Source organism: Streptomyces sp. NBC_00028 (assembly GCF_045041065.1).
Classification (GTDB): Bacteria; Actinomycetota; Actinomycetes; order Streptomycetales; family Streptomycetaceae; genus Streptomyces.
The window spans coordinates 8561327-8587741 of the sequence record NZ_CP108293.1; the positions used below are offsets into that span (position 1 = coordinate 8561327).

Here is a 26415-nt window from a genome sequence, read left to right on the forward strand (position 1 = left end):
GGCCATGCGAACTCCCCGTAGGACCCCCACGACCGGCTCCGAGACACCGTCCGCCGCCCCGACCCGCGGCCGCCGCGCCCACGCCGGGCCACCGGCGGACGAGGGCCAGGACGAACCCGCGGGCGCCGTCCCCGACGACCCGCCCACACGCGCGGGAGGCTGGCGGATACGCCCGCGCACCGTACGCGCCAAGATCGTCTGCTTGTTGATGGTGCCGGTCGTCTCCCTGCTGGCCCTGTGGGCGTACGCCACCGTCAGCACCGCCCAGGACGTCTCCCGGCTGCGGCAGTTGCAGCGCGTCGACGCCGAGATCCGTACGCCCGTCGCGGCGGCCGTCGCCGCCCTCCAGGCCGAGCGCGCGGCCGCGGTCGGCTACGCCACCGAGCCGACCGGCAACCGCGGCAGCGACCTCAAGACCCTCGCGGAACGCACCGACAAGGCCGTGGCCGAGCTGCGGCTCGGCGAGGGCAACACCGTCGCCGACAGCGAGGAACTGCCCGCCGGAGTGGCCCAGCGCCTCGAGACCTTCGTCAGCGGCGCCGAGGATCTGCGCTCCCTCAGGACCGCGGTCCTCGACCGCCGGGCCGGCTGGGACGAGACCTACGGCCGCTACACGCGCACCATCACGAAGGCCTTCGCCGTCGGCGGCGCCCTCACCGGCATCCAGGACGCCCAACTCGGCTCCGACGCACGCGTGCTGCTGGAGTTCTCCCGCGCGGGCGAGGCCCTCGCCCAGGAGGACGTGGTGCTCTCCAGCGCCCGCCTCGCCGGACGTCTGGACGGACAGCGGCTGCGCCTGTTCACCGGCGCCGTCGACACCCGCCGCGCGCTCACCGAGTCCGCCGTCGCCGATCTGCGCGGCTCCGAACGCGCCGCCTGGCAGGACCTCGCCCACGGCGGCGACTACGGCGCCGTCGCCGCCGTCGAGGACAGGGTCCTCGCGAGCCGCGCCGGCACCTCGGCGATCGCCTCCGCGCCCGAGGCCATCTGGACCAAGGCACACGTGCGCGTGCAGGGCGGGATGCGGACCATCGAGGCGGACGCGGGACGCGGGGTCGCGGACCGGGCCGACCCGTTCACCCGGGGGCTGCTCACCCCGGCCGGCGCCGCCGTGCTGTTCGGCCTCGCCGCCGTCGCCGCCTCCCTGGTCATCTCCGTCCGCATCGGACGCGGGCTCGTCGTCGAGCTGGTGAGCCTGCGCAACAGCGCCCTGGAGATCGCCCGGCGCAAACTCCCCGAGGCCATGCGGAGACTGCGCGCCGGTGAGGAGATCGACGTCCGGGCGGAGGCGCCTTCGGGGCCGCCCGCCGAGGACGAGACGGGTCAGGTCGCCGAGGCGCTCGGCACCGTGCACCGCGCCGCGCTGCGGGCCGCCGTGGAGCGCGCCGAACTCGCCAGCGGAATCTCCGGGGTGTTCGTCAACCTCGCCCGGCGCAGCCAGGTGCTGGTCCACCGTCAACTCAGCCTCCTGGACAGCATGGAACGCCGCTCCGAGGACCCGGGCGAGCTGAGCGACCTCTTCCGCCTCGACCACCTCACCACCCGCATGCGGCGCCATGCCGAGAGCCTGATCATCCTCTCCGGGGCCGCACCCGGGCGCGCCTGGCGCATGCCCGTCTCCCTGACCAACGTGGTCCGCGCGGCCGTCTCCGAGGTCGAGGACTACGCGCGCGTGGAGGTACGGCAGCTCCCCGAGGCCTCCGTCGTGGGCGGTGCCGTCGCCGACCTCACCCACCTCCTCGCGGAGATCGTCGAGAACGCCGCACAGTTCTCACCCCCGCACACGCGCGTACGCGTCACCGGCGAACCCGTCGGCAACGGCTACGCGATCGAGGTCGAGGACCGCGGACTCGGCATGGGCAAGGAGACTCTCACCGAGGCCAACCGGCGCATCGAACAGTCCGAGGCGCTCGACCTCTTCGACAGCGACCGGCTCGGTCTGTTCGTGGTCAGCAGGCTCGCGGCCCGCCACGGCATCAAGGTGCATCTGCGCACCTCGCCCTACGGCGGCACCACCGCGGTCGTCCTGCTGCCCACCGCTCTGCTGCACAGCGGTGCGGAGGAACGTTCCCCTCGCCGGACCGCCGATCCCGAACGCGAGTACGCGCGCGTGCCCGGCGCCGTCCGCCTCCAGGAGTCCGTCCACGCGTCGGCCGACCGCCCCGCCCTGGTGGCGCCCGCGCCGGCCGTGGCGGAGAGCGCCGCGACGGCGAGGGCGGAGGTGGCGAGCGACACCCCGCCCCCTGGTGTGGCCACCCTGCGTCTGCACCGCCCCCCGGAGGACACCCCGGCTCCGGAGGCGGACACCTCGGACGACCTCCCGCGCCGGGTCCGGCAGGCGAACCTGGCTCCTCAGCTGCGTGCGCCGCGCACCGAGGAATCCGAGCCGCAACCCGGCCCCCGGGGCGAGGACCGGCGCACCCCCGAGCTCGTACGGGACCGTATGGCGGCCTACCGCGACGGCTGGACACGCGGCGGCGGCCGACAGCCCGGCCGCGGCGCCGCCCCGGAGCCCCGCGCGGCAAGAGACAGCAGCGAAGGAGACCCCGCATGATCCAGGACCCGGGCATGAGGGCCGCACAGCGGTCCGGCGAACTCGACTGGCTGCTGGACGACCTGGTGCTGCGCGTCAGCGAGGTACGGCACGCCGTGGTGCTGTCCAACGACGGTCTCGCCGTCGGCTCGTCGACCGACCTGCGCCGCGAGGACGCGGAACACCTCGCCGCGGTCGCCTCCGGCTTCCACAGTCTGGCCAAGGGCGCCGGGCGCCACTTCGGCGCGGGCGGGGTCCGGCAGACGATGGTCGAGATGGACGACGGCTTCCTGTTCGTCGCCGCCGCGGGCGACGGCTCCTGTCTCGCCCTCCTCACCGCGGTCACGGCCGACATCGGGCTCGTGGCCTACGAGATGGCCCGGCTGGTCAAGCGCGTGGGTGAGCACCTGTACACCGCGCCGCGGGTGGCCGCGAGGCCACCGGCCGGATGAGACGAGAAGGCGGTCCGCTCATGACGGAGGACATGACGGGCGCCCCGCGCGAGCAGGGCAGCCAGTGGTACGACGGCGAGGCCGGACCCCTCGTCCGCCCGTACGCCATGACGGGCGGCCGGACCAAGCCCGGCCCCACCGGGGTGCGTTTCGACCTCATCGCGCTCGTCACCCTGGACACGGCGGCGCCCGCGCCCGACGAGGACACCTCGCTGGGGCCGGAGCACCGGGCACTGATCGAACTGTGCCGCCTCGAGACCCAGTCGGTCGCCGAACTCGCCGCCGGCGCGGATCTGCCCTTGGGCGTGGTGCGCGTGCTGCTCGGCGACCTCCTGGAACTCGGCTGTGTCACCGTCAGCCGTCCCGTGCCCCCCGCACAGCTTCCTGACGAACGGATTCTGCGCGAGGTGATCGAGGGACTGCGAGCTCTGTAGATGAAACTTCGAAAGCTCATGCGCACGACTCGGTCACATCGGTCAAATAGCGGTCCAACCCCCCGAAGGGGTACCGCAGTTGTCATCATGCTGACTTCACGCACCTGCACCGCCGACCGTTGCCGGCACTCCCGAGAGAAGTGATCGATGGTCTCCGAGCACTCCGATGCCCAGGGCGGCGAGCCGACCGCGCTGGCGTTGAAGATACTGGTCGCCGGTGGGTTCGGCGTGGGCAAGACCACCCTGGTGGGCGCGGTCAGCGAGATCAGGCCGCTGCGGACCGAGGAACTGCTCAGCGAGGCCGGTCAGTTGGTGGACGACACGGACGGTGTGGACCAGAAGGTCACGACGACGGTCGCCATGGACTTCGGCCGCATCACCATCCGCTCCGGTCTCTCCCTCTATCTCTTCGGCACCCCCGGGCAGGACCGTTTCTGGTTCCTGTGGGACGAGCTTTCGCAGGGCGCCCTCGGCGCCGTCGTCCTCGCGGACACCCGGCGCCTTGAGGACTGCTTCCCCGCGGTCGACTACTTCGAGCACCGCCACATCCCGTTCGTGGTCGCCGTCAACTGCTTCTCGGGCGCCCGCACCTACGGCGCCCAGGACGTCTCGCGCGCCCTCGACCTGGACCGCGGGACGCCGGTGGTGCTGTGCGACGCCCGGGACCGCGACTCGGGGAAGGAGGTGCTGATCCGGCTCGTCGAGTACGCCGGGCGGATGCACACCGCCCGGCTCCTCGACTCGGTGGGCTGAACGCGGTCGAGTGACCGAAGGCCGCCGTTCCTTACCCGTGCTGCCCTGTCCTCCTTGCCCCCGGCACGGGTCGTCCGGAAGGGTGGCGAGAAGCTTCTCCGGCCAGGGGGAGACGTCACACGGGGAGACGGAAAACATGGCGCAGAACCAGGGACTCGGCTGGCTGCTGGACGATCTGACCGAGCGCGTCGACCACGTCCGGCACGCGTTGGTGCTGTCCAACGACGGCCTGGTCGCGGGGGCCAGCACGGGCCTGCGACGCGAGGACGCCGAGCACCTCGCGGCCGTCGCCTCCGGACTGCACAGCCTGGCCAAGGGTTCCGGCCGGCACTTCGGCGCGGGCAGAGTCCGTCAGACGATGGTCGAGTTCGACGACGCGGTGCTGTTCGTCACCGCCGCGGGCACCGGCAGCTGCCTGTGCGTGCTGAGCGGCGCGCAGGCCGACATCGGCCAGATCGCCTACGAGATGACTCTGCTCGTCAACCGGGTCGGCGAGCACCTCGGCGTGGATGTCCGCCAGCCCGAGCGCAGCCCGGCCGGAGACCTCTGACCTGCTGCTTTGTCGTACCCCGTGGAGTTATCCACAGGCTCGCACCGAGATTCGCCGGACCGGATACGGTTTTTGTCACGGCGAACGCACACAGCGTGAGCACCGACTCCACGGGGGAGTACGACCATGGCAGGCAACACCCTCACCAGGCCCCAGCAGCTCCCGTTCACTCCGGGCCGCGCGGCCCGCGAACTGGGCCTCAAGCGGAACGAGTTCGACCTGGCGGTCCATCTCGGCCATATCCGGACCGTCCCCGACGACGGCGGAGGGGGTCGTAGGGTCACCCGCTTGGAGACCGACCGGGTGCGTGCCGCGGACGGCTTCCCCGAAGCGCTCCTCAAACGCGTGCGGGCCGTCGGTACCACTGAGGGCGCGGAGGTCATGGACATCCCCGCCGGCCGGTTCACCCGACTCGCGCGCCTCGGTGTGGTGGCACCGGTGCGCTTCTACCTGAACAGGTATCGGGCCGTCGTCTGGCTCTATCTCGCCGAGGAACTCGAGCAGTTCGCCGCCGACGAGCAGAACACCGCGCTCCTGCACGCCCGTCGCATGCCCGAGGGAATGCGGGCACTGCTGGACGAGGGCGTGGACCTGCGTCCGCGCAACTGGCGTACCCGGCACCGGGAGTTCCTGCTGCGGTCGGCCGACGGCCCATGGGAGAGCGCCGGAGCCCTCGCCGCCTTCCTCGACCCCGTCGAGGTCGCGGAGCTCGTCCGCGACCCGTACGAGCGCTCCTACCTGAACCGCTTCCGGCCGATGCCGCCGCACCAGGGCACACCGGGCACGCCCGCGGCGCTGCTCACGCAGCGGATCATGACGGCCGACGACCCCGACGAGATCAGCCGGCTGCGACGGCAACTCACCCGGGCTCTGGAGGACGCCCGGATGGTGCGGCTCGCGCCTCGCCCCTCGGGGGAGCACCGGCCGACCGCGCCACTGTCACCACCCCCGCCCGACGAGCCCGCGCCCCAGGAGGCACCCCGAGGCCTCCTGGGCTGGCTGCGCCGCAGAAGCGCGTGACGCGGGCGCGCGAAGCGCGGAACCGCGGGTGCACCCGGCTCTACAGCGCCCGGAACAGCCCTTCCTGGACGACGGACACCAGAAGGTGCCCCTCCCGGTCGTAGATCCGCCCACGGGCCAGACCCCGCCCACCGGTCGCGATCGGGGACTCCTGGTCGTACAGGAACCACTCGTCCGCGCGGAACGGCCGGTGGAACCACATGGCGTGATCCAGCGAGGCGATGTCGAAGCTGCGCGGACCCCACAGGGGTTCGACCGGGATGCGTACGGCGTCCAGGAGCGTCATGTCGCTGGCGTACGTCAAAGCGCAGGTGTGCACGACAGGGTCGTCCCCGAGCGGCCCCACCGCGCGCATCCACACCGCACTGCGCGGCTCGGCGTCCTTGACCTCCTCGGGCGTCCAGCGCAGCCGGTCCACATAGCGGATGTCGAAGGGCTGACGACGCGCCATCCGCTCCAACTGCTCCGGCAGCGCCCCCAGATGCTCACGGATCTCCTCCGTGACCGTCGGCAGGGACTCGGGATCCGGTACCTCGCGCGCCGGCGGCAGCTGGTGGTCGAACGACCCTTGTTCAGGCTGGTGAAAGGAGGCGGTGAGATTGAAGATCGTGCGGCCCTGCTGGACGGCGGTGACCCGGCGGGTGGTGAACGACCGGCCGTCCCGCACCCGCTCGACCTGGTACACGATCGGCACGCCCGGCCGGCCGGGACGCAGGAAGTACGCGTGCAGCGAGTGCACCGGCCGGTCGCCCTCGGTGGTGCGGGCGGCGGCGACCAGCGCCTGCCCGGCGACCTGCCCGCCGAAGACCCGTTGCAGGGACTCGTGCGGGCTGCGGCCGCGGAAGATGTTGACCTCGATCTGCTCCAGGTCGAGGAGGTCGACCAGGCGCTCGGCCGGGTTCGTCGTCATGAGTGCGTTTCTCCTGTGCTCACAGCTGGCCGACGGCGGTGACACGGACGACCGCGCGGCCTTCGGCGTCGGAGGCCGTCAGGTCGACCTCCGCGCTGATGCCCCAGTCGTGGTCGTCGTTCGGGTCGTCGAAGATCTGCCGGACGCGCCACAGACGGTTCTCCGGTTCCTCCTCGATGATGAGCAGCTTGGGGCCGCGGGCGTCGGGGCCGGTGCCGAGGTCGTCGTACTCGTCCCAGTACTTGTCCATGGCCTCGCCCCACGCGTCGGCGTCCCAGCCGGCCTCGCCGTCCAGCTCGCCGAGCTCCTCGACCTGGTCCAGGGCGGCGAGCTCGACGCGGCGGAACATGGCGTTGCGCACCAGGACCCGGAAGGCACGCGTGTTGGTGGTGACCGGCTTGACCTCGTCGGCCCGCTCCTGTGCCTCCTCGGCGGTCATCTCCTCCGGGTTGGCGAGCTGCTCCCACTCGTCGAGCAGACTGGAGTCGACCTGGCGGACCATCTCGCCGAGCCACTCGATCAGGTCCTGGAGGTCCTCCGACTTGAGGTCGTCCGGGATGTTGTGGTCGAGGGTCTTGAAGGCACTGGCGAGGTAGCGCAGCACGATGCCCTCGGTCCGGGCGAGCTCGTAGTACGACACCAACTCCGTGAAGGACATCGCCCGTTCGTACATGTCACGGATGACGGACTTCGGCGAGAGCGGATGGTCGCCGACCCAGGGGTGGCTCTTGCGGTAGGTGTCGTACGCGTGGAAGAGCAGCTCCTCCAGCGGCTTCGGGTACGAGATGTCCTGGAGACGCTCCATGCGCTCCTCGTACTCGATGCCGTCGGCCTTCATCGCGGCGACGGCCTCGCCCTTCGCCTTGTTCAGCTGGGCGACGAGGATCTGGCGCGGGTCGTCCAGCGTGGACTCGACGACGGAGACCATGTCCAGGGCGTAGGACGGCGATTCGGGGTCGAGGAGTTCGAACGCGGCGAGCGCGAAGGTGGACAGCGGCTGGTTCAGCGCGAAGTCCTGCTGGAGATCGACCGTGAGGCGGACGATACGACCGCTGGCGTCCGGCTCGTCGAGCTTCTCGACGATGCCGCCGTCCAGCAGCGAGCGGTAGATGGCGATCGCCCGGCGGATGTGCTTGAGCTGCTGCTTGCGCGGCTCGTGGTTGTCCTCCAGCAGATGCCGCATCGCGTCGAAGGCGTTGCCCGGACGGGCGATCACCGACAGCAGCATCGTGTGCGTGACCCGGAAGCGGGACGTCAGCGGCTCCGGGTCGGAGGCGATGAGCTTGTCGAAGGTGTTCTCCGTCCAGGCGACGAAACCCTCCGGCGCCTTCTTGCGGACCACCTTGCGGCGCTTCTTCGGATCGTCGCCCGCCTTGGCGAGCGCCTTCTCGTTCTCGACGACATGCTCGGGCGCCTGCGCGACGACGAAGCCCGCCGTGTCGAACCCGGCCCGCCCGGCGCGGCCGGCGATCTGATGGAACTCGCGGTTGCGCAGGGTGCGGACACGGTTGCCGTCGTACTTGGTCAGAGCCGTGAACAGCACTGTACGGATGGGGACGTTGACACCCACGCCGAGCGTGTCGGTACCGCAGATGACCTTCAGCAGACCGGCCTGCGCGAGCTTCTCCACCAGGCGCCGGTACTTGGGCAGCATGCCGGCGTGATGGACCCCGATGCCGTGTCGTACGTAACGGGAGAGGTTGCGGCCGAACTTGGTGGTGAAGCGGAAGTTGCCGATGAGGTCGGCGATCTGCTCCTTCTCCTCCTTCGAGCACATGTTGATGCTCATCAGCGCCTGCGCCCGCTCCACCGCCTGCGCCTGCGTGAAGTGCACGATGTAGACCGGCGCCTGCCTGGTCTGGAGGAGCTCGGTGAGCGTCTCGGTGAGCGGGGTGAACCTGTACTCGTAGGAGAGCGGTACCGGGCGGGTCGCCGAGCGGACCACCGACGTCGGACGCCCGGTGCGCCGGGTGAGGTCCTGCTCGAACATCGAGACGTCGCCGAGCGTGGCCGACATCAGGATGAACTGCGCCTGCGGCAGCTCCAGGATCGGGATCTGCCAGGCCCAGCCGCGGTCGCCCTCCGCGTAGAAGTGGAACTCGTCCATGACCACCTGGCCGACGTCCGCCTGCTTGCCGTCGCGCAGCGCGATGGACGCGAGCACCTCGGCGGTGCAGCAGATGACGGGGGCGTCGGCGTTGACGGAGGCGTCGCCGGTGAGCATGCCGACGTTCTCGGTACCGAAGATCTTGCACAGCTCGAAGAACTTCTCCGAGACCAGTGCCTTGATCGGAGCCGTGTAGAAGGTGACCTCGTCCCGGGCGAGCGCGGCGAAGTGCGCGGCCGCCGCGATCATGCTCTTGCCGGAGCCGGTGGGCGTCGACACGATCACGTTCGCCCCGGAGACCACCTCGATCAGCGCCTCCTCCTGATGGGGGTAGAGCGTGAGCCCGCGCTCCTCGGCCCACGACTCGAAGGCTTCGTAGAGGGCGTCGGGGTCTGCGGTCTGCGGCAGTCGATCGATGAGGGTCACCCACCCATCTTGCCTGCCCTTGCCCACTACAGGGGAATCGGATGCGGGTACGAAGATCACGAGCAGTACGCTGTGTCGCCGACGAGGCGTCAGGGCATCCGGTCAACTGCGCAGCGGTACACGAGGAATGGGGCGGGCAACGCCGATGATGGGACCAGCACACTCACTGTCGGGGGCCGCGGCCTGGCTCGGGGTCGGAGCGGCGGCCGCCGCGGCGGGGCACGCGATGCCCTGGCCGGTCCTGCTGGCCGGCGCGCTGATCTGCGCGGGAGCCGCGCTCGCTCCCGACCTCGACCACAAGGCGGCCACCATCTCGCGCGCCTTCGGGCCCATCTCACGAGGGCTCTGCGAGATCGTCGACAAGCTCTCCTACGCCGTCTACAAGGCCACCAAGAAGCAGGGCGACCCGCGGCGCTCCGGCGGACACCGCACCCTGACCCACACCTGGCTGTGGGCCGTCCTGATCGGCGCGGGCGCCTCGGTCGCGGCGATCACCGGGGGCCGCTGGGCCGTCCTCGCGATCCTCTTCGTGCACATGGTGCTCGCCATCGAGGGCCTGCTGTGGCGGGCGACCCGCGGCTCCAGCGCCGACGTCCTGGTCTGGCTGCTGGCCGCGACCAGCGCGTGGATCATCGCCGGGGTCCTGGACAAGCCGGGCAACGGCTCGGACTGGCTCTTCACGGACCCGGGGCAGGAGTACCTGTGGCTGGGCCTGCCGATCGTGCTCGGCGCGCTGGTCCACGACATCGGGGACGCCCTGACCGTGTCGGGCTGCCCGATCCTGTGGCCGATCCCGGTGGGCCGCAAGCGCTGGTACCCGATCGGGCCGCCCAAGGCCATGCGGTTCCGGGCCGGCAGCTGGGTCGAGCTGAAGGTGCTGATGCCGGCGTTCATGCTGCTCGGCGGGGTGGGCTGCGCGGCGGCCCTGAACTTCATCTGAGGGCGGGGCCGCGTCGGCGGCCCCGGTGCTCAGCGTTCGGAGCCCGCCTCGGCTCCGCCCCCGTAGCGCCGCTCGAAGCGGGCGACCCGCCCTTCCGTGTCCACGGTCCGGGCCTGGCCGGTGTAGAACGGGTGGCTCTCGGAGGAGATCTCCACGTCCACCACGGGATAGGTCTCGCCGTCGTCCCACTCGATGGTCCGGTCGCTCGTGGCGGTCGACCGGGTCAGGAAGGCGTATCCGGCGGCCCGGTCGCGGAAGACGACCGAGTGGTAGTCGGGGTGCTTGTCCTGCTGCATCTGCGCTCCTCGGGGTCAGCCGGACAGGGCGTCCTCGTCGACGATGTGCATCGCGGCCTCCTCGGCGGAGGCGGCGGCGCCGTCGATGCCCACGTCCGTGGCGATCAAGGCGCTCTCCTCGTCCTCGTGGGCACCTTCGTCGGGTGCGACGAGACGGCCGGAGCGACGGGCGCCGACCTCGTTGTCCAGGAGTTCGCCGTCGGTGCCGTCACAGTCGCCGATGCCGTCGTCGTCGGGGGTGGCGAGATCGGGCAGTTCCTCGGCGAGCCGCTGGTCCAGACTCTCGCGCTCGGCCGCCGTCACACCGGTGTGCTCCACCGCCCATGGTCGGTCCGGAGGGGACCAGCCCCGGTCGAGAGGGTCGTCGACACCGTCGTTCTCCAGGGTGTCCTCCGCGTCGAGCAGCCCGGAGTCGTCCTGGATCTCGGATCCGTCAGGCTGGTAGACGTCGTCTCCCCATCCGTCGGCGCTGTTCACGGGTACCTCCAGGTGGTGGGGACGGGGCGCTCCCCGAGCCGGTGCCGTTATCCAGCCTTCCACCCCTTTTCGGGAGCGCGCAACGGCACGGACGCCTGGCTTCCGGTGTCACAAGTCCAACCGCGCCGACGACCACACGTGCCCCCCACCCGTGACCAGCTCCACCCGGTCCACGGAGTCGGCGGCCCCGTACGCGATCCAGGTGGCCCGGCCGGAGGAGGGGAGCCGCCAGTGGCCCGCGTCGCGGGTGGTGCCGTCCTTGAGGAGAAGCCGGCAGGTGTAGTGCGTGCCGGGCGGGCCGTCCGTGATGTCCATGACGAGCACGGGCTCGGTGCCGTAGCGGCTGGGCTCGACCGTGCCGACGGTCGCACCCGAACCGGTGACCAACAGCGCCCCGCGGTCGCTCACGGCCACCTGGGAGGCGGACGGCGATCCCGGATCGACGAGCACCGCACCGGCCGTCCCCAGGCAGATCCCGGCCGCGGCGGCAGCGGCGACCAGCAGCGGCGTCCGGTACGACCGCCGCCGCCTCGTGCGCCGCTCCGGGCGCGACGCGGTGCGCCCCTCCGGCGCGGGCAGCTCCAGCCGTTCGAGGACCCGCGCGTCGAACCCGGCGGGAGGCGCCACCGAGGGCGCGGCGGGCAGCACGGAGTCGACGCCCGCCGAGAGATCGTCGTACGTGGCGCGGCAGGCCGGGCAGGCGGTGAGGTGGCGCAGCAGCTCGGCCGGCTCCCCCGGGAGCGTGCCGAGGGCCAGGGCGAGCAGCTCGTCCTCGTCGGGGTGGACGTCGGGACCGGGCTCACGTGCCATCTCGGCCTCCCTCCTTCAGCGCCTCGCGCAGCCTGCGCAGGCCGGTGCGGATGCGGGTCTTGGCGGTGCCGAGCGGGATGCCCTCGTGCCGGCCCACCTCCGCCGCCGTACAGCCGCCGATCACGGCGAGGGCCACGGCGCGCGCCTGTTCCTCCGGCAGGGAGCGCAGCCGGGCGAGGGCACGCTCGCTCTCCAGGGCGACCAGGGCCAGCCGCTCCGTGTCGTCGGGCTCCTGTGCGTCGGCCCGCAAGGTGACGTCGATGAGCCGTTCGAGGGTCTCGGCCAGCACCGGCGTGGGCCGGCGGGCGCGGACGGCGTCGATGGCGGCGTTGCGTGTGATGGTCAGCAGCCAGGTGAGGGCCGAGGCGCGGCGGGGGTCGTAACTGCCCGCCGCCCGCCAGGCCCGCACGAACACCTCCTGGCTCACGTCCTCGGCGAGGCCCGGTTCGCGGGTCACCGACAGGGCGAGGCCGAACACGGCGTTCTGGAAGCGGCGGACGAAGGCGGTCGCGGCCTGCTCGTCGCCCAGCGCGAAGCCGGCGACGAGCGAGGCGTCGTCGACCCGGTCCGCGCGGGGAAACAGTTCCACGCTTCTGTATACGTCCGATCCGGGCGGAGGGATTGCGCTGCAATCCGTACGCCGACGCCGGCCGTACAACCTCCGTCGGAAGGAACGGAGACGATCATGAACCGAATCAGGATCACCCTGACCGGGGTCGCATGCGTGGCGGCACTGGGGCTGGCCGGTTGCGGCGGCGGTGGGTCGTACGGCGGCGGATCCGACAGCACGGCGTCCACCGCGACGGACACGTCCACCGTGAAGGTGAGCGACTCGCCGCTCGGCGGCATCCTCGTCGACGGCGGCGGCCGCACGCTCTACCTGTTCACCGCGGACGGCAAGAACACCAACTCCATGAAGTGCGACACCTCGTGCCTCAAGCTGTGGCCGCCGATGGAGGGCAAGCCGAAGGCCGGTTCCGGGGCCGATGCCGGTCTCATCGGGACCACGAAGGGCAGCAAGCCGCAGGCGACGTACGCGGGACACCCGCTCTACTACTACGCCAAGGACAAGGCGCCGGGTGACAGCAAGGGGCAGGGCATCGACGGGATCTGGTACGTGCTCGGCGCCGAGGGGAAGGCGAACAAGGCCTCCCTCCCCTCGGCGGACGACGATGGCACCGGCGGCTACGGCTACTGACCGCCCCACCGCGCGGTGCGCCCCGTCACCCGTGCCACGACCTCCACAGCGCCGCGTACGCCCCGTCCGCCGCGACCAGCTCGTCATGGCTGCCCAGCTCGCTGATGCGGCCGTTCTCGACGACGGCGATCACGTCCGCGTCATGGGCGGTGTGCAGCCGGTGGGCGATGGCGACGACGGTGCGGCCGTCGAGGACGCGGGCCAGGGACCGCTCCAGATGACGGGCCGCGCGCGGGTCGAGCAGGGACGTCGCCTCGTCCAGGACCAGCGTGTGCGGGTCGGCCAGCACCAGGCGGGCCAGCGCGATCTGCTGGGCCTGCGCCGGGGTGAGGGAGAACCCGCCCGAGCCGACCTCGGTGTCGAGGCCCTCGTCGAGCGCCCGCGCCCAGCCGTCCGCGTCGACCGCGCCCAGCGCCGCCCACAGTTCGGCGTCCTCGGCGCCGGTGCGGGCGAGGAGGAGGTTGTCGCGCAGGGAGCCCACGAAGACGTGGTGCTCCTGGTTGACCAGGGCGACGTGTGAGCGCACGCCCTCCGCCGTCATCCGGGACAGTTCCGCGCCGCCCAGGGTGATCCGGCCGTCCCGCGGCGCGTAGATGCCCGCGAGCAGCCGGCCAAGGGTCGACTTGCCCGCGCCGGACGGGCCGACCAGCGCCATCCGGGTGCCGGGGGCGACCTCCAGGGACACCTTGCGCAGCACGTCCACGCCCTCCAGGTAGCCGAAGTGCACCCCGTCCGCCCGCACCTGGCGTCCGTCGGGGGCCACGGCGGCGTCACCGGCGTCCGGTTCGACCTCGCGGACGCCGACGAGGCGGGCCAGCGACACCTGGGCGACCTGCAACTCGTCGTACCAGCGCAGGATCAGCCCGACCGGGTCGACGAGCATCTGCGCGATCAGCGCACCGGTCGTCAACTGGCCGACGTCGATCCAGCCGTGCAGCACCATCGCCCCGCCGACCATCAGGACCGAGCCGAGGATCATCACGTGGGTGATGTTGATGAACGGGAACAGCACCGACCGCAGCCAGAGCGTGTACCGCTCCCACGCCGTCCACTCCTTGATCCGCCGCTCCGACAGCTCGACGCGACGCTCCCCGAGCCGGTGCGCCTCGACGGTGCGTCCGGCGTCCACGGTCTCGGCGAGCGCGGCGGCGACGGCGGCGTACCCGGCGGCCTCCGACCGGTAGGCGGACGGCGCCCGCCTGAAGTACCAGCGGCAGCCGATCACCAGCAGCGGCAGGGCGAGCAGCACGGCCGCGGCCAGCGGCGGCGCGGTGACCACGAGCCCGCCGAGCAGCAGCGCCACCCACACCACGCCGATCGCCAGCTGCGGAACGGCCTCGCGCATGGCGTTGGCCAGCCGGTCGATGTCGGTGGTGATCCGGGACAGCAGGTCGCCGGTGCCGGCCCGCTCCAGGACGCCCGGCGGCAGACCGACCGAGCGCACGAGGAAGTCCTCGCGCAGATCGGCCAGCATCCGCTCGCCGAGCATCGCGCCGCGCAGCCGCACCTGCCGTACGAACATGGCCTGGACGGCGAGCGCGGCCACGAACAGCCCCGCGGTCAGCTCCAGATGAACCTCCCTGGCCCCTTCCGAGACCCGGTCCACGAGCCCGCCCAGCAGCCACGGCCCCACCATCGACGCCATCACCGACACCGTGTTGACGGCGACGAGGACGAGGAAGGCACGGCGGTGCCGGCGGAACAGTTCGGCCACGTAGGCACGTACGGTGGCGGGGCCCCCGACGGGCAGGGTGTTCGCCGTCGTCGGGGCCGCCGGGTCGTACGCCGGTGGCGCCACGCCGATCATGCTGTCTCCTCGATCTCTTCCAGCTCTTCGAGCTCTTCCCGTTCGTTCTCGGTCTCGCGGGTGACCACCGCGCGGTACCGGGGTTCCTTGTGCACGAGTTCGCGGTGCACGCCCACGGCCACGACCTCGCCCTCGTGGACCAGGACGACCCGGTCCGCGCGGTCCAGCAGCAGCGGCGAGGAGGTGAACACCACGGTGGTGCGGCCCGCCCGCAACTCCCGTACGCCCTCGGCGATCCGGGCCTCGGTGTGCGAGTCGACGGCCGAGGTCGGCTCGTCCAGGACGAGTACCTCCGGGTCGGTGAACAGCGACCGGGCCAGCGCGAGCCGCTGGCGCTGACCGCCCGACAGGGAGCGCCCGCGTTCGGTGATCCGGGCGTCCAGCGGGTCCTCGACGCCGAGCGAACCCTGCACCAGGGCGGCCAGGACGTCGTCGCACTGCGCGGCCGTCAGCGCCTCGCGGGGGTCGACATCGCCCGACGCGGGCACGTCGAGCAGTTCGCGCAGCGTGCCGGAGAGCAGGACCGGGTCCTTGTCCTGGACGAGGACGGCCGTGCGCGCGGCGGAGAGCGGCAGCTCGTCCAGCGGCACGCCGCCCAGCAGCACCGACGGGTCCTCCCCGGCCGAGGAGGGGTGGCCGCCCAGCCGGTCCGCCAGCAGCCCCGCCGCGTCCGGGTCGCCGCACACCACGGCGGTGAGCCGTCCCGTGGGCGCGAGCATTCCGGTCGCCGGGTCGTACAGGTCACCGGACGGCGCCTCAGCGGCCAGCGCGCCCTCGGCGGACGTGGTCCGCTCCAGCGACAGCACGCGCGCGGCCCGGCGGGCCGACGGACGGGAGAAGGAGTACGCCATGGCGATCTCCTCGAAGTGCCGCAGTGGATAGCTCATGATCATGACCGAGCTGTAGACGGTGACGAGTTCGCCGACGGTGATGCGGCCCTCGCGGGCCAGGCCGACACCGTGCCAGACGACCGCGATCAGCAGCAGCCCCGGCAGCAGCACCTGGATCGCGGAGATCAGGGCCCACATCCGGGCGCTGCGCACGGCGGCGTGCCGCACTTCCTGGGAGGCGTTGCGGTAGCGGTCGAGGAACAGTTCCTCGCCGCCGATCCCGCGCAGCACCCGCAGTCCGGCGACGGTGTCCGAGGCCAGCTCGGTGGCGCGGCCGGCCTTCTCGCGCTGGAAGTCGGCCCGCCGGGTCGCCCGGGGCAGCAGTGGCAGCACCGCGAGCGCCAGTACGGGCAGACCGACGGCCACGACCACACCGAGCGCGGGCTGGTAGACCAGCAGGCCCACGCAGACGAGCACGATGGTGAGCGCGGCGGCGGTGAACCGGGAGACGGCCTCCACGAACCAGCCGATCTTCTCGACGTCGCCGGTGGAGACGGCCACGACCTCACCGGCCGCCACCCGCCGGGTCAGTGCCGAGCCCAGCGTGGCCGCCTTGCGGGCGAGCAGCTGCTGGACGCGGGCGGCGGCCGTGATCCAGTTGGTGATGGCGGTGCGGTGCAGAAAGGTGTCGCCGAGCGCGATGGCGCCACCGGCCAGCGCCAGCAGCCCGCCCGCGAGGGCGAGCCGGGTACCGGAGCGGTCGACGACGGCCTGGACGGCGAGGCCCACACAGAACGGCAGCGCGGACACGGAGACGAAGTGCAGCAGTCCCCAGGACAGGGATCTGAGCTGGCCGCCCAGTTGATTCCGGAAGAGCCACCACAGGAATCGGGGACCGGAGCGCGCGTCCGGCACACCCGGGTCGGGATACGGAAGGTCTTGGATCTGCATGACGGATGACGTCCCAGTGGCTCGTGTCAGGGGGGTGGTTGGGCCCGCGGGCGGCGATAGCAAACCGTGAAAGGTTCGCGTCATTCCGTGGTCGGGGGCAACCGGTTTTCCGCGTGTCGGGGTGTGCCCCGGTGCGACCATGGCGCGGTGTCGATCGATGTGCGGTGTGCGGTGCTCTGCGGCTCCCTGATCCTGGCCCTGGCCGCCTGTGCGGGATCACCGGACGCCGGTCCACCGACGAAACCCCGGGCCGGCGCTGCGACCATCGCCCCGAGCGGCATCCCCGACGTCGGTGACCGCCTCCAGCGCCGCATTCCCGCCGACGCGCGCCAGGTCGTCGCGGTCTACGGCGTTGGCGAGGACTCGCCGGACTCCACGGTCGTGCTCTACACGAAGCGGGGCTCCGCATGGCACCGCGTCCGTGACTGGCCCGCGCACAACGGCAAGAAGGGCTGGACGACCGACCACCACGAGGGCGACAAGCGCAGCCCCGTGGGCGTGTTCACGCTCACCGACGCGGGCGGCGTCCTGAAGGACCCCGGTTCGCGACTCCCGTACACGCGGTCCGCCGCCTTCGCGGCCCCACGCTGGTGGGCGAAGTCGCACTGGCACGACTTCGACTACGTCATCGCCATCGACTACAACCGCGTCAGGGGCACGCCGCCGAACGACCCGACCCGCCCCGAGGGCGAGCACAAGGGCGGCGGGATCTGGCTGCACATGGACCACGGCAGCGGTACGTCGGCCTGCGTCAGCCTGTCCAAGTCCGCGATGGAGTACCTCCTGCGCACGCTCGACCCGGACCGGCACCCTGTGGTGGTGATGGGGGACAGGGCCGACCTGGCGGGCTAGGGTCTGTCCGGCGGATCATGCCGCAGACGCGGGGTCTGGCACGTCGGCCTGCGGCGTTGTCGTCGGTTGCCGACTCCCCCACTCTCGGCTTCGCTAGAGCGGGAGGGGCCCCCATCGCGTCGCCGCCCTCCTCCGCCTTGCAGTCCGACGCTCCCCCACGCTCGAACAACCTCGCGCGGGGGCACCCCCATCGCCCCCGCTCACCTGCGTCGATGAGGCGCCGCGGCTTTCCTGCGACTTGATCCGCCGGACAGGCCCTAGGTCGTGTCCGCAAAGTCCCGCCTGCCGGGAGCCGCCATGCACGCCCTCTCGCCGCACCGGGCACAAACCCACGTACAACCAGTACGCGGGTTCGTGCCCGGCACGCCGAGAGCACGCACCTGACGCCGCCCGGCCCGCCCTCCGGGCGGACGACGGGACTTTGCGGACACGACCTAGTACGCGCGGCGGAGGCGTCATTGCGCCGGGCGCCCGACTCGCCGTAGAACACCGGCCATGAAGAGACGGCTCATCATGTCCATGCTCGCCGGAGCGACCCTCCTCGCGGGCACCCTCCTGGGCACCGCGCCGGTCCAAGCCGCGGACGTACCCGCCGAGTTCGGCAGCGACTGGCACGACCCGGTCACCGCCGCGCCCCCCGTCGCCAAGCCTTCCGGCAGGTCCTGCCAAGTCACCCTCGCCGAAGCCCAGTTCCGCGACTTCACCCCGTACAAGGGGAGTTACACGCCGCCCGACGGCTGCGGCGACCGCTGGAGCAAGGTGGTCCTGCGGATGGACGGCAAGGTGAAGGGACGTCAGTACGACCGGCTCGGGTATCTGCGGGTCGGCGGGGTCGAGATCTTCCGTACGTCGACTCCGGAGCCGTCGCCCGACGGGATCGAGTGGGCGGTCGAGAAGGACGTCACGCGCTACAGCGACACCCTGCGCTCCGGGCAGGACGTCGAGATGCTCATCGGCAACGTCGTCGACAACACGTACACCGGTGTCATCGACGTCAAGGTCACGCTGACGTTCTACGCCGGCAGGCCGGACGCGGCGAACACCCCCGACCGGGTCCTGCCCCTCACCGACGGCACCGTCACCACCCCGCGCAACAGCGAACGCATCGTCGCCGAGGTGTACGCCACCGGCTCAGGCGGCGGTTGTGAGGAGTACTGGTATCTGACGGTGCCCGACGAGGCGCCGTACTCCTGCAAGGCGACGGGCGGCCCCTACCGTGAGGTGCAGATCAAGGTCGACGGCCAACTCGCCGGAATCGCCGCCCCGTTCCCGCACGTGTGGACCGGCGGCTGGTCCAACCCCTTCCTCTGGTACGTGATTCCGGGACCGCGCGCCTTCGACGTCAAGCCGATCGAATACGACCTGACCCCGTTCGCGGGTCTCCTCAACGACGGCGAACCGCACCGCGTACAGGTCGATGTCGTCGGCGTCCCCGAGGGACAGAGCGGCTGGAGCGCGCCCGTGAACGTCGCCGTGTGGCAGGACGCGAAGAGCGCCCACGTCACCGGGAAGCTCACCGCGCACACTGTCGGCGACCTCACCAACTCCTCGGTGTACACGCCCGGTTCGGAGCACCGGCTCGACACCGAGGGCGCCCATCGGCTCACCGTCGCCGGATACGTCGACACCTCGCACGGCCGCGTGAGCACCACCGTCCGCCGGTCGCTGGCGAACACCTCCACGCACCGCTGGACCGAGGGCGAGAACCTCGACGGTCTCCAAGCGACCTGGACGGACGCCGAGGCGGTCACCGTCGACGGACGCGGCCCGGCGCACACGACGCGCACGCAGCGGACGTACACGATGGACGGCACCACGACGATCGGCGCGGACGACCGGCTGCGGACCGTGCTGACGCTCGGGGACCGGGCCTCGGTCGCCACCGACGGACGCCTGCGGCACCGCCTCGACGACACCTACACCGGCGACGCCACCTGGACCCTCAACGTCCCGCGTGACCAGCGGCACGCGGTCGCCACCACGAGTGAGCGCTACCGGCTGTACGGCGTCTCAAAAGATTCGGGCGGCTGCTACGGCCGTTCCCTGACCACCGTTCAGGGGGTGCTCACCGAGGATCGCGCGGGCTGCTGACGGGAGTTGTGTGCGATGCGTCACTCACGGCGTGATTTACCCGGCTGAAACGCGGCGGTCTCGTGGGAGATCAACGGCGCGGTCAGAGTGATCGACACGGAAGCCGCTTTCCGTATCGCAGAAGTTCTCCCCAGGGCTTCTGCGCGCCACCGTCCCCCACAAGGAGTGCCCGTGCCGCCGTCCGTCCCGTCCCTGCCGCGACGCGTCGCACGCATACTGCGTACCTCTCTCTTCGCACAGGTCCTCTGTGCGCTGGTTCTTGGCATCGTTGTCGGAAAGCTCTGGCCCGGCTTCGCCGCGGACCTCCAGCCGCTCGGCGACGGCTTCACCCGGCTCATCAAGACGATCATCTCCCCGCTCGTGTTCTGCGTGGTCGTCGTCGGGATCGCCAAGGCCGGTGACCTCAAGGCGTTCGGTCGGATCGGGCTCAAGGCCCTGATCTGGTTCGAGGTGGCGAGCACGCTCGCGCTGATCATCGGCCTGCTCGCCGCCAACGTCGTCCAGCCCGGCTCCGGCATGCACGTCGACCCCTCGACGCTGGACGCCTCGGCGGTCGACGCGAAGACCGGCGGCGGCTCGCTGCCCTCGACGACCGAGTTCGTCGTCAACGCGATCCCGACCAGTTTCATCGGGGCCTTCGCCGAGAACGAGCTCCTCCAAGTGCTCATCCTGGCCTGCCTGGTGGGCGCCGCGCTGCTCCACCTCGGCCACACCAAGGTGCCCCAGGTACTGCCCGCCATCGAGCAGGCCCAGGAGATCATCTTCGCGGTCGTCGGCTTCATCATGCGGCTCGCCCCGATCGCGGTGTTCGGCGCGATGGCCGTCCTGATCGGCCAGTACGGGCTCGGCGTCATCGAGACCTACGCCAAGCTGATCGTCCTGTGCTACGTGGCCGCCGCGCTCTTCATCGCGCTCCTCGCCGTCGCCCTGCGCCTGGTCACCGGGCTCAGCCTCTGGAAGTTCCTGCGCTACATCCGCGCCGAGATGCTGCTCGCGCTCGGCACCGCGTCCACCGAGTCCGTCATGCCGCGTGTGATGCAGAAGCTGCGCAAGGCGGGCGCACGCGACGACGCCGTGGGCCTGGTGCTGCCGACCGGCTACTCCTTCAACCTCGACGGCGCCTCGCTCTATCTGTCCATCGGCACGCTCTTCATCGCCCAGGCGGTCGGCGTCGACCTCGGCCTGGGCCAGCAGATCACCGTGGTCCTGGTGCTGATGCTCACCAGCAAGGGCATGGCCGGCATCCCCGGCTCGGCCTTCCTCGCCCTGTCGGCGACCGCGTCCTCGCTGGGTGCGATCCCGGCCGGCGCGGTGGCGCTGCTGCTCGGCGTGGACCGGATCATGGACTCGATGCGCGTGGTGACGAACCTGCTCGGCAACTGCGTCGCCGTCTTCGCCGTGTCCCGGTGGGAAGGGGCGCTGGATCTGGAGAAGGCCAGGAAGGCGCTGGACGGCGAGATCGAGGACGCCACTGCTGAGATTCCCGCCCGGCAGACCAAGGAGACGGTGACCGAGGCCAGTTGACATCAGCCAACCGAAGAGGGCCGCGGCGACCAGCCGCGGCCCTCTTCATGCTGTCAGCAGCGCTTGCCCGGCTCGGGCGGGTCCCCGTCCACCAAGGTGTCCAGCAGGTCGCCCAGCACTCGCCGCTGCTCCTCCGTCAGCGGCGCCAGGATCTCCGCCGCCGCCGACCGCCGCGCCCCCCGCAGCTCGCGCAGCGCCTTGCGCCCGTCGTCCGTGAGCTCGATCCGGATGACCCGCCGGTTCGTTGGATCCGGCATGCGCCGCACCTTTCCGCCCGCCTCCAGACCGTCGACCAGCGTCGTCACCGCGCGCGGGACCACCTCAAGGCGCTCGGCGAGATCGGCCATGCGCGGCGGTGAGCCGTAGTGCGCGAGGGTGCGCAGCAAACGGGACTGGGCCGGGGTGACTCCCATACCGCTCTGCTCGATGTGCCGCTTCTGGATGCGATGCACACGCCGCGTGAAGCGGAGCAACTGCTCGGCGAGCAGACCGTCGGAATCGGGGGTCGTCATACGGGAACAATAACAGGACTATGTGCATTGTGAGTATAGGTAACTATGAGCTAAGGTCCGTGAATCCGCTTCGACCAGCCTCCGAAGGAGCCCATGCACCCCGACAACGCATCCAGATGGACGCCGCCCGCTGACTCCGACACCCCGGAGCAGCCCCGGCAGGTCCGCCGCATCCTGAAGCTCTTCCGCCCCTACCGCAGCCGTCTCGCCGTCGTCGGCCTGCTCGTCGGCGCCGCCTCGCTGGTCTCCGTCGCCACCCCCTTCATGCTGAAGGAGACGCTGGACGTCGCGATCCCCGAGGGCCGCACCGGACTGCTCAGCCTGCTGGCGCTCGGCATGATCCTCAGCGCGGTGCTGACCAGCGTCTTCGGCGTCCTGCAGACCCTGATCTCCACGACGGTCGGCCAGCGCGTCATGCACGACCTGCGCACCGCCGTCTACGACCGCCTCCAGCGCATGTCGCTGGCGTTCTTCACCCGCACCCGGACCGGCGAGGTCCAGTCCCGCATCGCCAACGACATCGGCGGCATGCAGGCCACCGTCACCTCCACCGCGACCTCCCTGGTCTCCAACGTCACCAGCGTCGTCGCCACGATCGTCGCGATGATCGCCCTCGACTGGCGCCTCACCGTCGTCTCGCTGCTCCTGCTCCCCGTCTTCGTGTGGATCAGCCGCCGGGTCGGCAACGAACGCAAGAAGATCACCACCCAGCGCCAGAAGCAGATGGCCGCGATGGCCGCCACGGTCACCGAGTCGCTCTCCGTCAGCGGCATCCTCCTGGGCCGCACGATGGGCCGCTCCGACTCGCTCACGCAGTCCTTCTCCGAGGAGTCCGAGCGCCTGGTCGACCTGGAAGTGAAGTCGAACATGGCGGGGCGCTGGCGCATGGCCGTCATCACGATCGTCATGGCGGCCATGCCCGCCGTCATCTACTGGACCGCCGGCCTCGCCCTCCAGATGGGCGGCCCGGACGTCTCGATCGGCACCATCGTCGCCTTCGTCTCGCTCCAGCAGGGCCTGTTCCGCCCGGCCGTCAGCCTGCTCGGCACCGGCGTCCAGATACAGGCCTCCCTCGCCCTCTTCCAGCGCATCTTCGAGTACCTCGACCTGCCGATAGACATCACCGAGCGGGAGGACCCCGTCCACCTGGACACCGTCAAGGGCGAGGTCCGGTTCGAGAACGTCGAGTTCCGGTACGACGAGAAGGGCGCCGCCACGCTCGACGGCGTCGACATCACCGTCCCGGCCGGCAGCAGCCTCGCGGTCGTCGGCCCGACCGGCGCCGGCAAGTCCACGCTGGGCCATCTCGTGCCGCGTCTGTACGACGTGACCGGCGGCCGGGTGACCCTCGACGGCGTCGACGTCCGCGACCTCGACTTCGACACGCTCGCGCGCGCGGTCGGCGTCGTCTCCCAGGAGACGTACCTCTTCCATGCCTCGGTCGCCGACAACCTGCGCTTCGCCAAGCCCGACGCCACCGACGGGGAACTGCACGCGGCGGCGAAGGCGGCCCAGATCCACGACCACATCGCGCACCTGCCCGACGGATACGACACCGTCGTCGGCGAGCGCGGTCACCGTTTCTCCGGCGGCGAGAAGCAGCGGCTGGCCATCGCCCGCACGATCCTGCGCGATCCGCCGGTCCTGATCCTCGACGAGGCGACCAGCGCGCTGGACAACCGCACCGAGCGGGCCGTCCAGGAAGCCATCGACGCGCTGTCCGCCAACCGCACCACGCTCACCATCGCGCACCGGCTGTCCACCGTCCGGGGTGCCGACCAGATCGTGGTCCTGGACTCCGGCCGCCCCGCCGAACGCGGCACCCACGAGGAACTGCTGGAACTGGACGGACGGTACGCCGCCCTCCTACGCCGGGATGCTCAACTGGAACCGACAAGCTGAAGATATGCCGGGTTTGTGACGATATGACCGTTACCGTGCCCGCATGTACCAGAACACTCCGCCACGGAGCACGATTCGACTGACGCGCCGGGGCCGACTCGCCCTCATCGCGACCGGGGCCGTCGTGGCCGGCACCGCCGTGGCGGTGCCGCTGCTGAGTCTGCAGAGCGACGAGGACGCCAAGCCCACCTCGCTGGTCATCCCGGAGGGCTGGCGCTCCAGCCAGGTGTACGACGCCGTCGACAAGGCCCTCGCCCGCCCGGCCGGCACCACCAGGAAGGCCCTGACCAAGGCCGGCCTGAAACTTCCGACCGACGCCGAGGGCAACCCCGAGGGCTGGCTCTTCCCGGCGACGTATCCGCTGGACGAGAAGTCCACGCCGGAGTCGCTGCTGTCGTTCATGGTCGACACCGCGAACAAGAAGTTCAACGGCGCGCCCATCGCCGCCGGCGCCCAGCGCAACGCGATGAACGTGTACCAGGCGGTGACCATCGCGAGCATCGTCCAGGCCGAGGCCGCCACCAAGGCCGACATGGGGAAGGTGGCCCGGGTCGTCTTCAACCGGCTGGAGCGCGGGATGCCGCTCCAGATGGACTCCACCATCAACTACGCGCTGAACCGCGCCACGCTGAAGACGTCCGACGCCGACACCCGGATCGACAGCCCCTACAACTCGTACCAGCGCATGGGGCTTCCCCCGACCCCGATCGACAACCCGGGCGAGGACGCGATGCGTGCCGCGATCACGCCGGCGCCGGGCGACTGGCTGTACTTCGTCACGGTCAAGCCGGGGGACACCCGCTTCACGGCCGACTACGAGGAACACCTGCGCAACGTGGCCGAGTTCAACGCCAACCAGAAGAAGAGCGCCCAGCCCACGAAGTGACGTCCGGGGGTGTCAGGCGGCGACCGGCTCCCCGGCCAGCAGCCGTCTGATGTCCCGCACGGCCGCCCGCCCCGCCCGGTTGGCGCCGATGGTGCTGGCCGAGGGGCCGTAGCCGACCAGGTGGATCCGAGGGTCGGCGACCGCGCGTGTGCCCTCGACGCGGATGCCGCCGCCGGGCTCACGCAGCTTCAACGGCGCCAGATGGTCGATGGAGGCCCGGAAGCCGGTCGCCCACAGGATGACGTCGGCGTCGACATGCCGTCCGTCGTTCCAGGCCACCCCCTCCGGGGTGATCCGGTCGAACATCGGCTGCCGGTCGAGGACGCCGTCGGCGAGGGCCTGACGGATCGCGTCGTTGAGCGGCAGTCCGGTCACCGAGACCACGCTCTTCGGCGGCAGCCCCTGGCGCACCCGCTCCTCGACCAGCGCCACGGCCTCCCGGCCGACGTCCTCGGTGAACGGGCCCTCGCGGAAGACGGGCGGCCGACGGGTCACCCAGGTGGTGCCGGCCGCGTACGGGGCGATCTCCATCAGGTGCTGGGTACCGGACGCGCCGCCGCCCACCACCACGACCCGCTGCCCCGCGAACTCCTCGGGTCCCGGGTACTGCGCGGTGTGCAACTGCCGCCCCCGGAAGGTCTCCTGCCCGGGATAGCGCGGCCAGAAGGGCCGGTCCCAGGTGCCGGTCGCGTTGATCAGCGCCCGGGTCGCCCAGCTCCCGGCCGAGGTCTCGACGAGCAGCCGCCCGCCCTCGCCCTCCCGGACCGTGTGCACATCCACGGGCCGCAGTACCCGCAGGCCGAAGGTCCGCTCGTAGGTGTCGAAGTACTCGGTGATCACCTCGGAGGACGGGCGCGCGGGGTCGGCGCCGGTCAGCTCCATCCCCGGCAGCGCGTGCATCCCGTGCACCTTGCCGTACGTCAGCGAGGGCCACCGGAACCGCCAGGCACCGCCCGGCCCGGGGGAGTGGTCCAGCACGACGAAGTCGCGCCCGGGCTCGAAACCGGTTCGGCGTAGGTGATAGGCGCTGGAGAGACCTGCCTGACCAGCGCCTATGACCACGACCTCAGTGTTGTTCACCTTTCTACCAACAGCCCCGGGGCCGTGGATCTTCCCTGCCTAGCCCTCGCCGCGCGCCGCCGTGGTGGACGGCGGCAGATCGCCGTTGAAGCGTGTGTCCACGAAGGCGCCGAAGTCGACCTTGTGCGGGATGAGCTTCAGCTCGGTGAAGGTGTCCGCGATCTCCTGCTCCGAGGCCACCAGCGGCTTGTCGACCGCGACCGAGATCCGGGTGGCGTTCGTCCGCCGTACCGAGGCCAGCGCGACCTCGTAGGGCAGCCCGGTGTCCTTCGCCCAGACCTCGGCCCACTCCTCCTGGTGGTCGTGCACCCAGGCCGTGGCCCGCCGCAGCCGCTCCAGATAGTCCTTGACGGCGGCGGCCTTCTCCTTGTCCCGGAGCGCGGAGGGCGCCGCCACCTGGAAGGTCAGCCCGTTGGTGATCCCGTCACCGGTGGTCAGGATCCGCCCCTGCTTCGCCTGGAGCACCTGCGAGGTGTACGGGTCCCAGACCGCCCACGCGTCGACCTTGCCGGAGGTGAACGCGGCGAGCGCGTCGGCCGGCTGAAGGTACTTGACCTTCACGTCGCTCAGGCTCAGCCCTGCCGCCTTCAGCGAGGCGACCAGCTGGTAGTTGGCGGACGAACCCTGCGCCACGGCAATGGACCTGCCCTTCAGCTGCGCGGGCTTCGTCAGCTTCGAGCCGTTCGGTACGAGGATCGCGTCGCCCTTGGACGTGCCGTGGAACGCCGACACGACCGTGATCTTCGAACCCGCGCCGGCGGCGAACACCGGCGGGGTGTTGCCGACCCCGCCGATGTCGACGGCCTTGGCGTTGACGGCTTCCAGCAGGGGCGGGCCGGAGGTGAACGTGGACCACTTGATCTTGTAGTCGAGGCCCTTGAGCTCGCCGGCGGCCCGCAGGATCGCCTCCGAACCGCCCTTCTGGTCACCGACGTTGAGGGTGAGGGAGCCCTCGCCGTCGGTGTCGGAGCCGGTGCCGGCGGTCGCGCTGCCGCCGCAGGCGGTGAGCAGGAGGGCGAGGGGAAGGAGCAGGGCGGCGGGGGCGAGGCGTCGTCGCATGACGGTTCCGTTCAT

At 71.2% G+C, this 26415-nt stretch carries 24 protein-coding genes; 13 read left to right on the top strand and 11 right to left on the bottom strand.

What is annotated here, in order from left to right; all coding sequences use genetic code 11:
• The first annotated feature begins 4 nt into the window (after window positions 1–4).
• The 6 genes from OG885_RS38725 (at window position 5) to OG885_RS38750 (ending at window position 5742) form a co-directional block, all read left to right on the top strand.
• Complete coding sequence (locus tag OG885_RS38725) at window positions 5–2554, top strand: nitrate- and nitrite sensing domain-containing protein (RefSeq protein WP_405740093.1); 2550 nt, start codon at window positions 5–7, stop codon at window positions 2552–2554.
• The gene (locus OG885_RS38730; protein ID WP_399960654.1) at window positions 2551–2985 is read left to right on the top strand and encodes a roadblock/LC7 domain-containing protein; all 435 of its coding nucleotides are present in this window, start codon (window positions 2551–2553) and stop codon (window positions 2983–2985) included. The genes OG885_RS38725 and OG885_RS38730 overlap by 4 nt, the downstream gene beginning before the upstream one ends.
• A gap of 20 nt (window positions 2986–3005) precedes the next feature.
• Complete coding sequence (locus OG885_RS38735) at window positions 3006–3419, top strand: DUF742 domain-containing protein (protein ID WP_405740096.1); 414 nt, start codon at window positions 3006–3008, stop codon at window positions 3417–3419.
• 147 nt (window positions 3420–3566) lie between these two features.
• The gene (locus tag OG885_RS38740; protein WP_405740099.1) at window positions 3567–4172 is read left to right on the top strand and encodes a GTP-binding protein; all 606 of its coding nucleotides are present in this window, start codon (window positions 3567–3569) and stop codon (window positions 4170–4172) included.
• Between the two features lie 136 nt (window positions 4173–4308).
• Window positions 4309–4722: a roadblock/LC7 domain-containing protein gene (locus OG885_RS38745; protein ID WP_399960659.1), complete on the top strand. Its 414-nt coding sequence runs from the start codon at window positions 4309–4311 to the stop codon at window positions 4720–4722.
• 126 nt (window positions 4723–4848) lie between these two features.
• A complete protein-coding gene (locus OG885_RS38750) occupies window positions 4849–5742 on the top strand; it encodes a DUF6397 family protein (protein WP_405740102.1) in 894 nt (297 codons plus the stop codon).
• A 40-nt stretch (window positions 5743–5782) separates the two neighbouring features.
• Here the strand turns inward: OG885_RS38750 and OG885_RS38755 are convergent, their stop codons facing one another.
• Window positions 5783–6652 carry an acyl-CoA thioesterase gene (locus OG885_RS38755; protein ID WP_399960664.1) on the bottom strand — a complete coding sequence of 290 codons (870 nt, stop codon included), beginning with the start codon at window positions 6650–6652 and terminating at the stop codon, window positions 5783–5785.
• Window positions 6653–6671: 19 nt separating this feature from the next.
• The gene (locus OG885_RS38760; RefSeq protein ID WP_405740105.1) at window positions 6672–9185 is read right to left on the bottom strand and encodes a DEAD/DEAH box helicase; all 2514 of its coding nucleotides are present in this window, start codon (window positions 9183–9185) and stop codon (window positions 6672–6674) included.
• A gap of 145 nt (window positions 9186–9330) precedes the next feature.
• Here OG885_RS38760 and OG885_RS38765 point away from each other — a divergent pair, with 145 nt between their 5' ends.
• On the top strand, window positions 9331–10125 hold the full coding sequence (locus OG885_RS38765) for a metal-dependent hydrolase (protein ID WP_399960668.1): 795 nt from the start codon (window positions 9331–9333) through the stop codon (window positions 10123–10125).
• 29 nt (window positions 10126–10154) lie between these two features.
• Here OG885_RS38765 and OG885_RS38770 read toward each other — a convergent pair whose 3' ends face one another.
• From OG885_RS38770 to OG885_RS38785, 4 genes are all read right to left on the bottom strand, one after another.
• Window positions 10155–10421: a type B 50S ribosomal protein L31 gene (locus OG885_RS38770; protein ID WP_405740108.1), complete on the bottom strand. Its 267-nt coding sequence runs from the start codon at window positions 10419–10421 to the stop codon at window positions 10155–10157.
• A gap of 15 nt (window positions 10422–10436) precedes the next feature.
• Window positions 10437–10898, bottom strand: a complete 462-nt coding sequence (locus OG885_RS38775) for a DUF5709 domain-containing protein (protein ID WP_399960672.1) — start codon at window positions 10896–10898, stop codon at window positions 10437–10439.
• Between the two features lie 108 nt (window positions 10899–11006).
• A complete protein-coding gene (locus OG885_RS38780; RefSeq protein ID WP_405740111.1) occupies window positions 11007–11708 on the bottom strand; it encodes a hypothetical protein in 702 nt (233 codons plus the stop codon).
• Entirely contained in the window at window positions 11698–12297 is a 600-nt protein-coding gene (locus OG885_RS38785; RefSeq protein ID WP_405740114.1) for an RNA polymerase sigma factor, read from the bottom strand. The genes OG885_RS38780 and OG885_RS38785 overlap by 11 nt, the downstream gene beginning before the upstream one ends.
• A 96-nt stretch (window positions 12298–12393) precedes the next feature.
• Between OG885_RS38785 and OG885_RS38790 the strand changes: the two genes are divergently transcribed.
• A complete protein-coding gene (locus OG885_RS38790; RefSeq protein ID WP_405740116.1) occupies window positions 12394–12906 on the top strand; it encodes a hypothetical protein in 513 nt (170 codons plus the stop codon).
• 25 nt (window positions 12907–12931) lie between these two features.
• Here OG885_RS38790 and OG885_RS38795 read toward each other — a convergent pair whose 3' ends face one another.
• Both OG885_RS38795 and OG885_RS38800 read right to left on the bottom strand, forming a co-directional pair.
• Window positions 12932–14713 carry an ABC transporter ATP-binding protein gene (locus OG885_RS38795; RefSeq protein WP_405740119.1) on the bottom strand — a complete coding sequence of 594 codons (1782 nt, stop codon included), beginning with the start codon at window positions 14711–14713 and terminating at the stop codon, window positions 12932–12934.
• The gene (locus OG885_RS38800; RefSeq protein ID WP_405740121.1) at window positions 14710–16494 is read right to left on the bottom strand and encodes an ABC transporter transmembrane domain-containing protein; all 1785 of its coding nucleotides are present in this window, start codon (window positions 16492–16494) and stop codon (window positions 14710–14712) included. Before OG885_RS38800 ends, OG885_RS38795 begins: the two co-directional genes overlap by 4 nt.
• Before the next feature lie 147 nt (window positions 16495–16641).
• Here OG885_RS38800 and OG885_RS38805 point away from each other — a divergent pair, with 147 nt between their 5' ends.
• From OG885_RS38805 to OG885_RS38815, 3 genes are all read left to right on the top strand, one after another.
• On the top strand, window positions 16642–17346 hold the full coding sequence (locus OG885_RS38805) for a L,D-transpeptidase family protein (RefSeq protein WP_405740124.1): 705 nt from the start codon (window positions 16642–16644) through the stop codon (window positions 17344–17346).
• Between the two features lie 495 nt (window positions 17347–17841).
• Window positions 17842–19437 (top strand): peptide-N4-asparagine amidase, encoded by a 1596-nt coding sequence (locus tag OG885_RS38810; protein ID WP_405740127.1) that lies wholly within the window; start codon window positions 17842–17844, stop codon window positions 19435–19437.
• Between the two features lie 171 nt (window positions 19438–19608).
• Window positions 19609–20961 (top strand): cation:dicarboxylate symporter family transporter, encoded by a 1353-nt coding sequence (locus OG885_RS38815; protein WP_405740130.1) that lies wholly within the window; start codon window positions 19609–19611, stop codon window positions 20959–20961.
• Window positions 20962–21014: 53 nt separating this feature from the next.
• On the opposite strand, the gene OG885_RS38820 is transcribed toward OG885_RS38815, so the two are convergent.
• Window positions 21015–21473, bottom strand: a complete 459-nt coding sequence (locus OG885_RS38820) for a MarR family winged helix-turn-helix transcriptional regulator (RefSeq protein ID WP_405740132.1) — start codon at window positions 21471–21473, stop codon at window positions 21015–21017.
• A gap of 93 nt (window positions 21474–21566) precedes the next feature.
• On the opposite strand from OG885_RS38820, the gene OG885_RS38825 reads away from it, so the two are divergent.
• Window positions 21567–23375 carry an ABC transporter ATP-binding protein gene (locus OG885_RS38825; protein WP_405740135.1) on the top strand — a complete coding sequence of 603 codons (1809 nt, stop codon included), beginning with the start codon at window positions 21567–21569 and terminating at the stop codon, window positions 23373–23375.
• Window positions 23376–23418: 43 nt separating this feature from the next.
• Window positions 23419–24261 carry an endolytic transglycosylase MltG gene (gene mltG / locus OG885_RS38830; protein ID WP_405740138.1) on the top strand — a complete coding sequence of 281 codons (843 nt, stop codon included), beginning with the start codon at window positions 23419–23421 and terminating at the stop codon, window positions 24259–24261.
• A gap of 12 nt (window positions 24262–24273) precedes the next feature.
• Here the strand turns inward: mltG and OG885_RS38835 are convergent, their stop codons facing one another.
• Together OG885_RS38835 and OG885_RS38840 are read right to left on the bottom strand one after the other, a co-directional pair.
• Window positions 24274–25341: an NAD(P)-binding domain-containing protein gene (locus OG885_RS38835; protein WP_405740141.1), complete on the bottom strand. Its 1068-nt coding sequence runs from the start codon at window positions 25339–25341 to the stop codon at window positions 24274–24276.
• Window positions 25342–25380: 39 nt separating this feature from the next.
• Window positions 25381–26400 carry an ABC transporter substrate-binding protein gene (locus tag OG885_RS38840; RefSeq protein WP_405740144.1) on the bottom strand — a complete coding sequence of 340 codons (1020 nt, stop codon included), beginning with the start codon at window positions 26398–26400 and terminating at the stop codon, window positions 25381–25383.
• Window positions 26401–26415 lie beyond the last annotated feature (15 nt).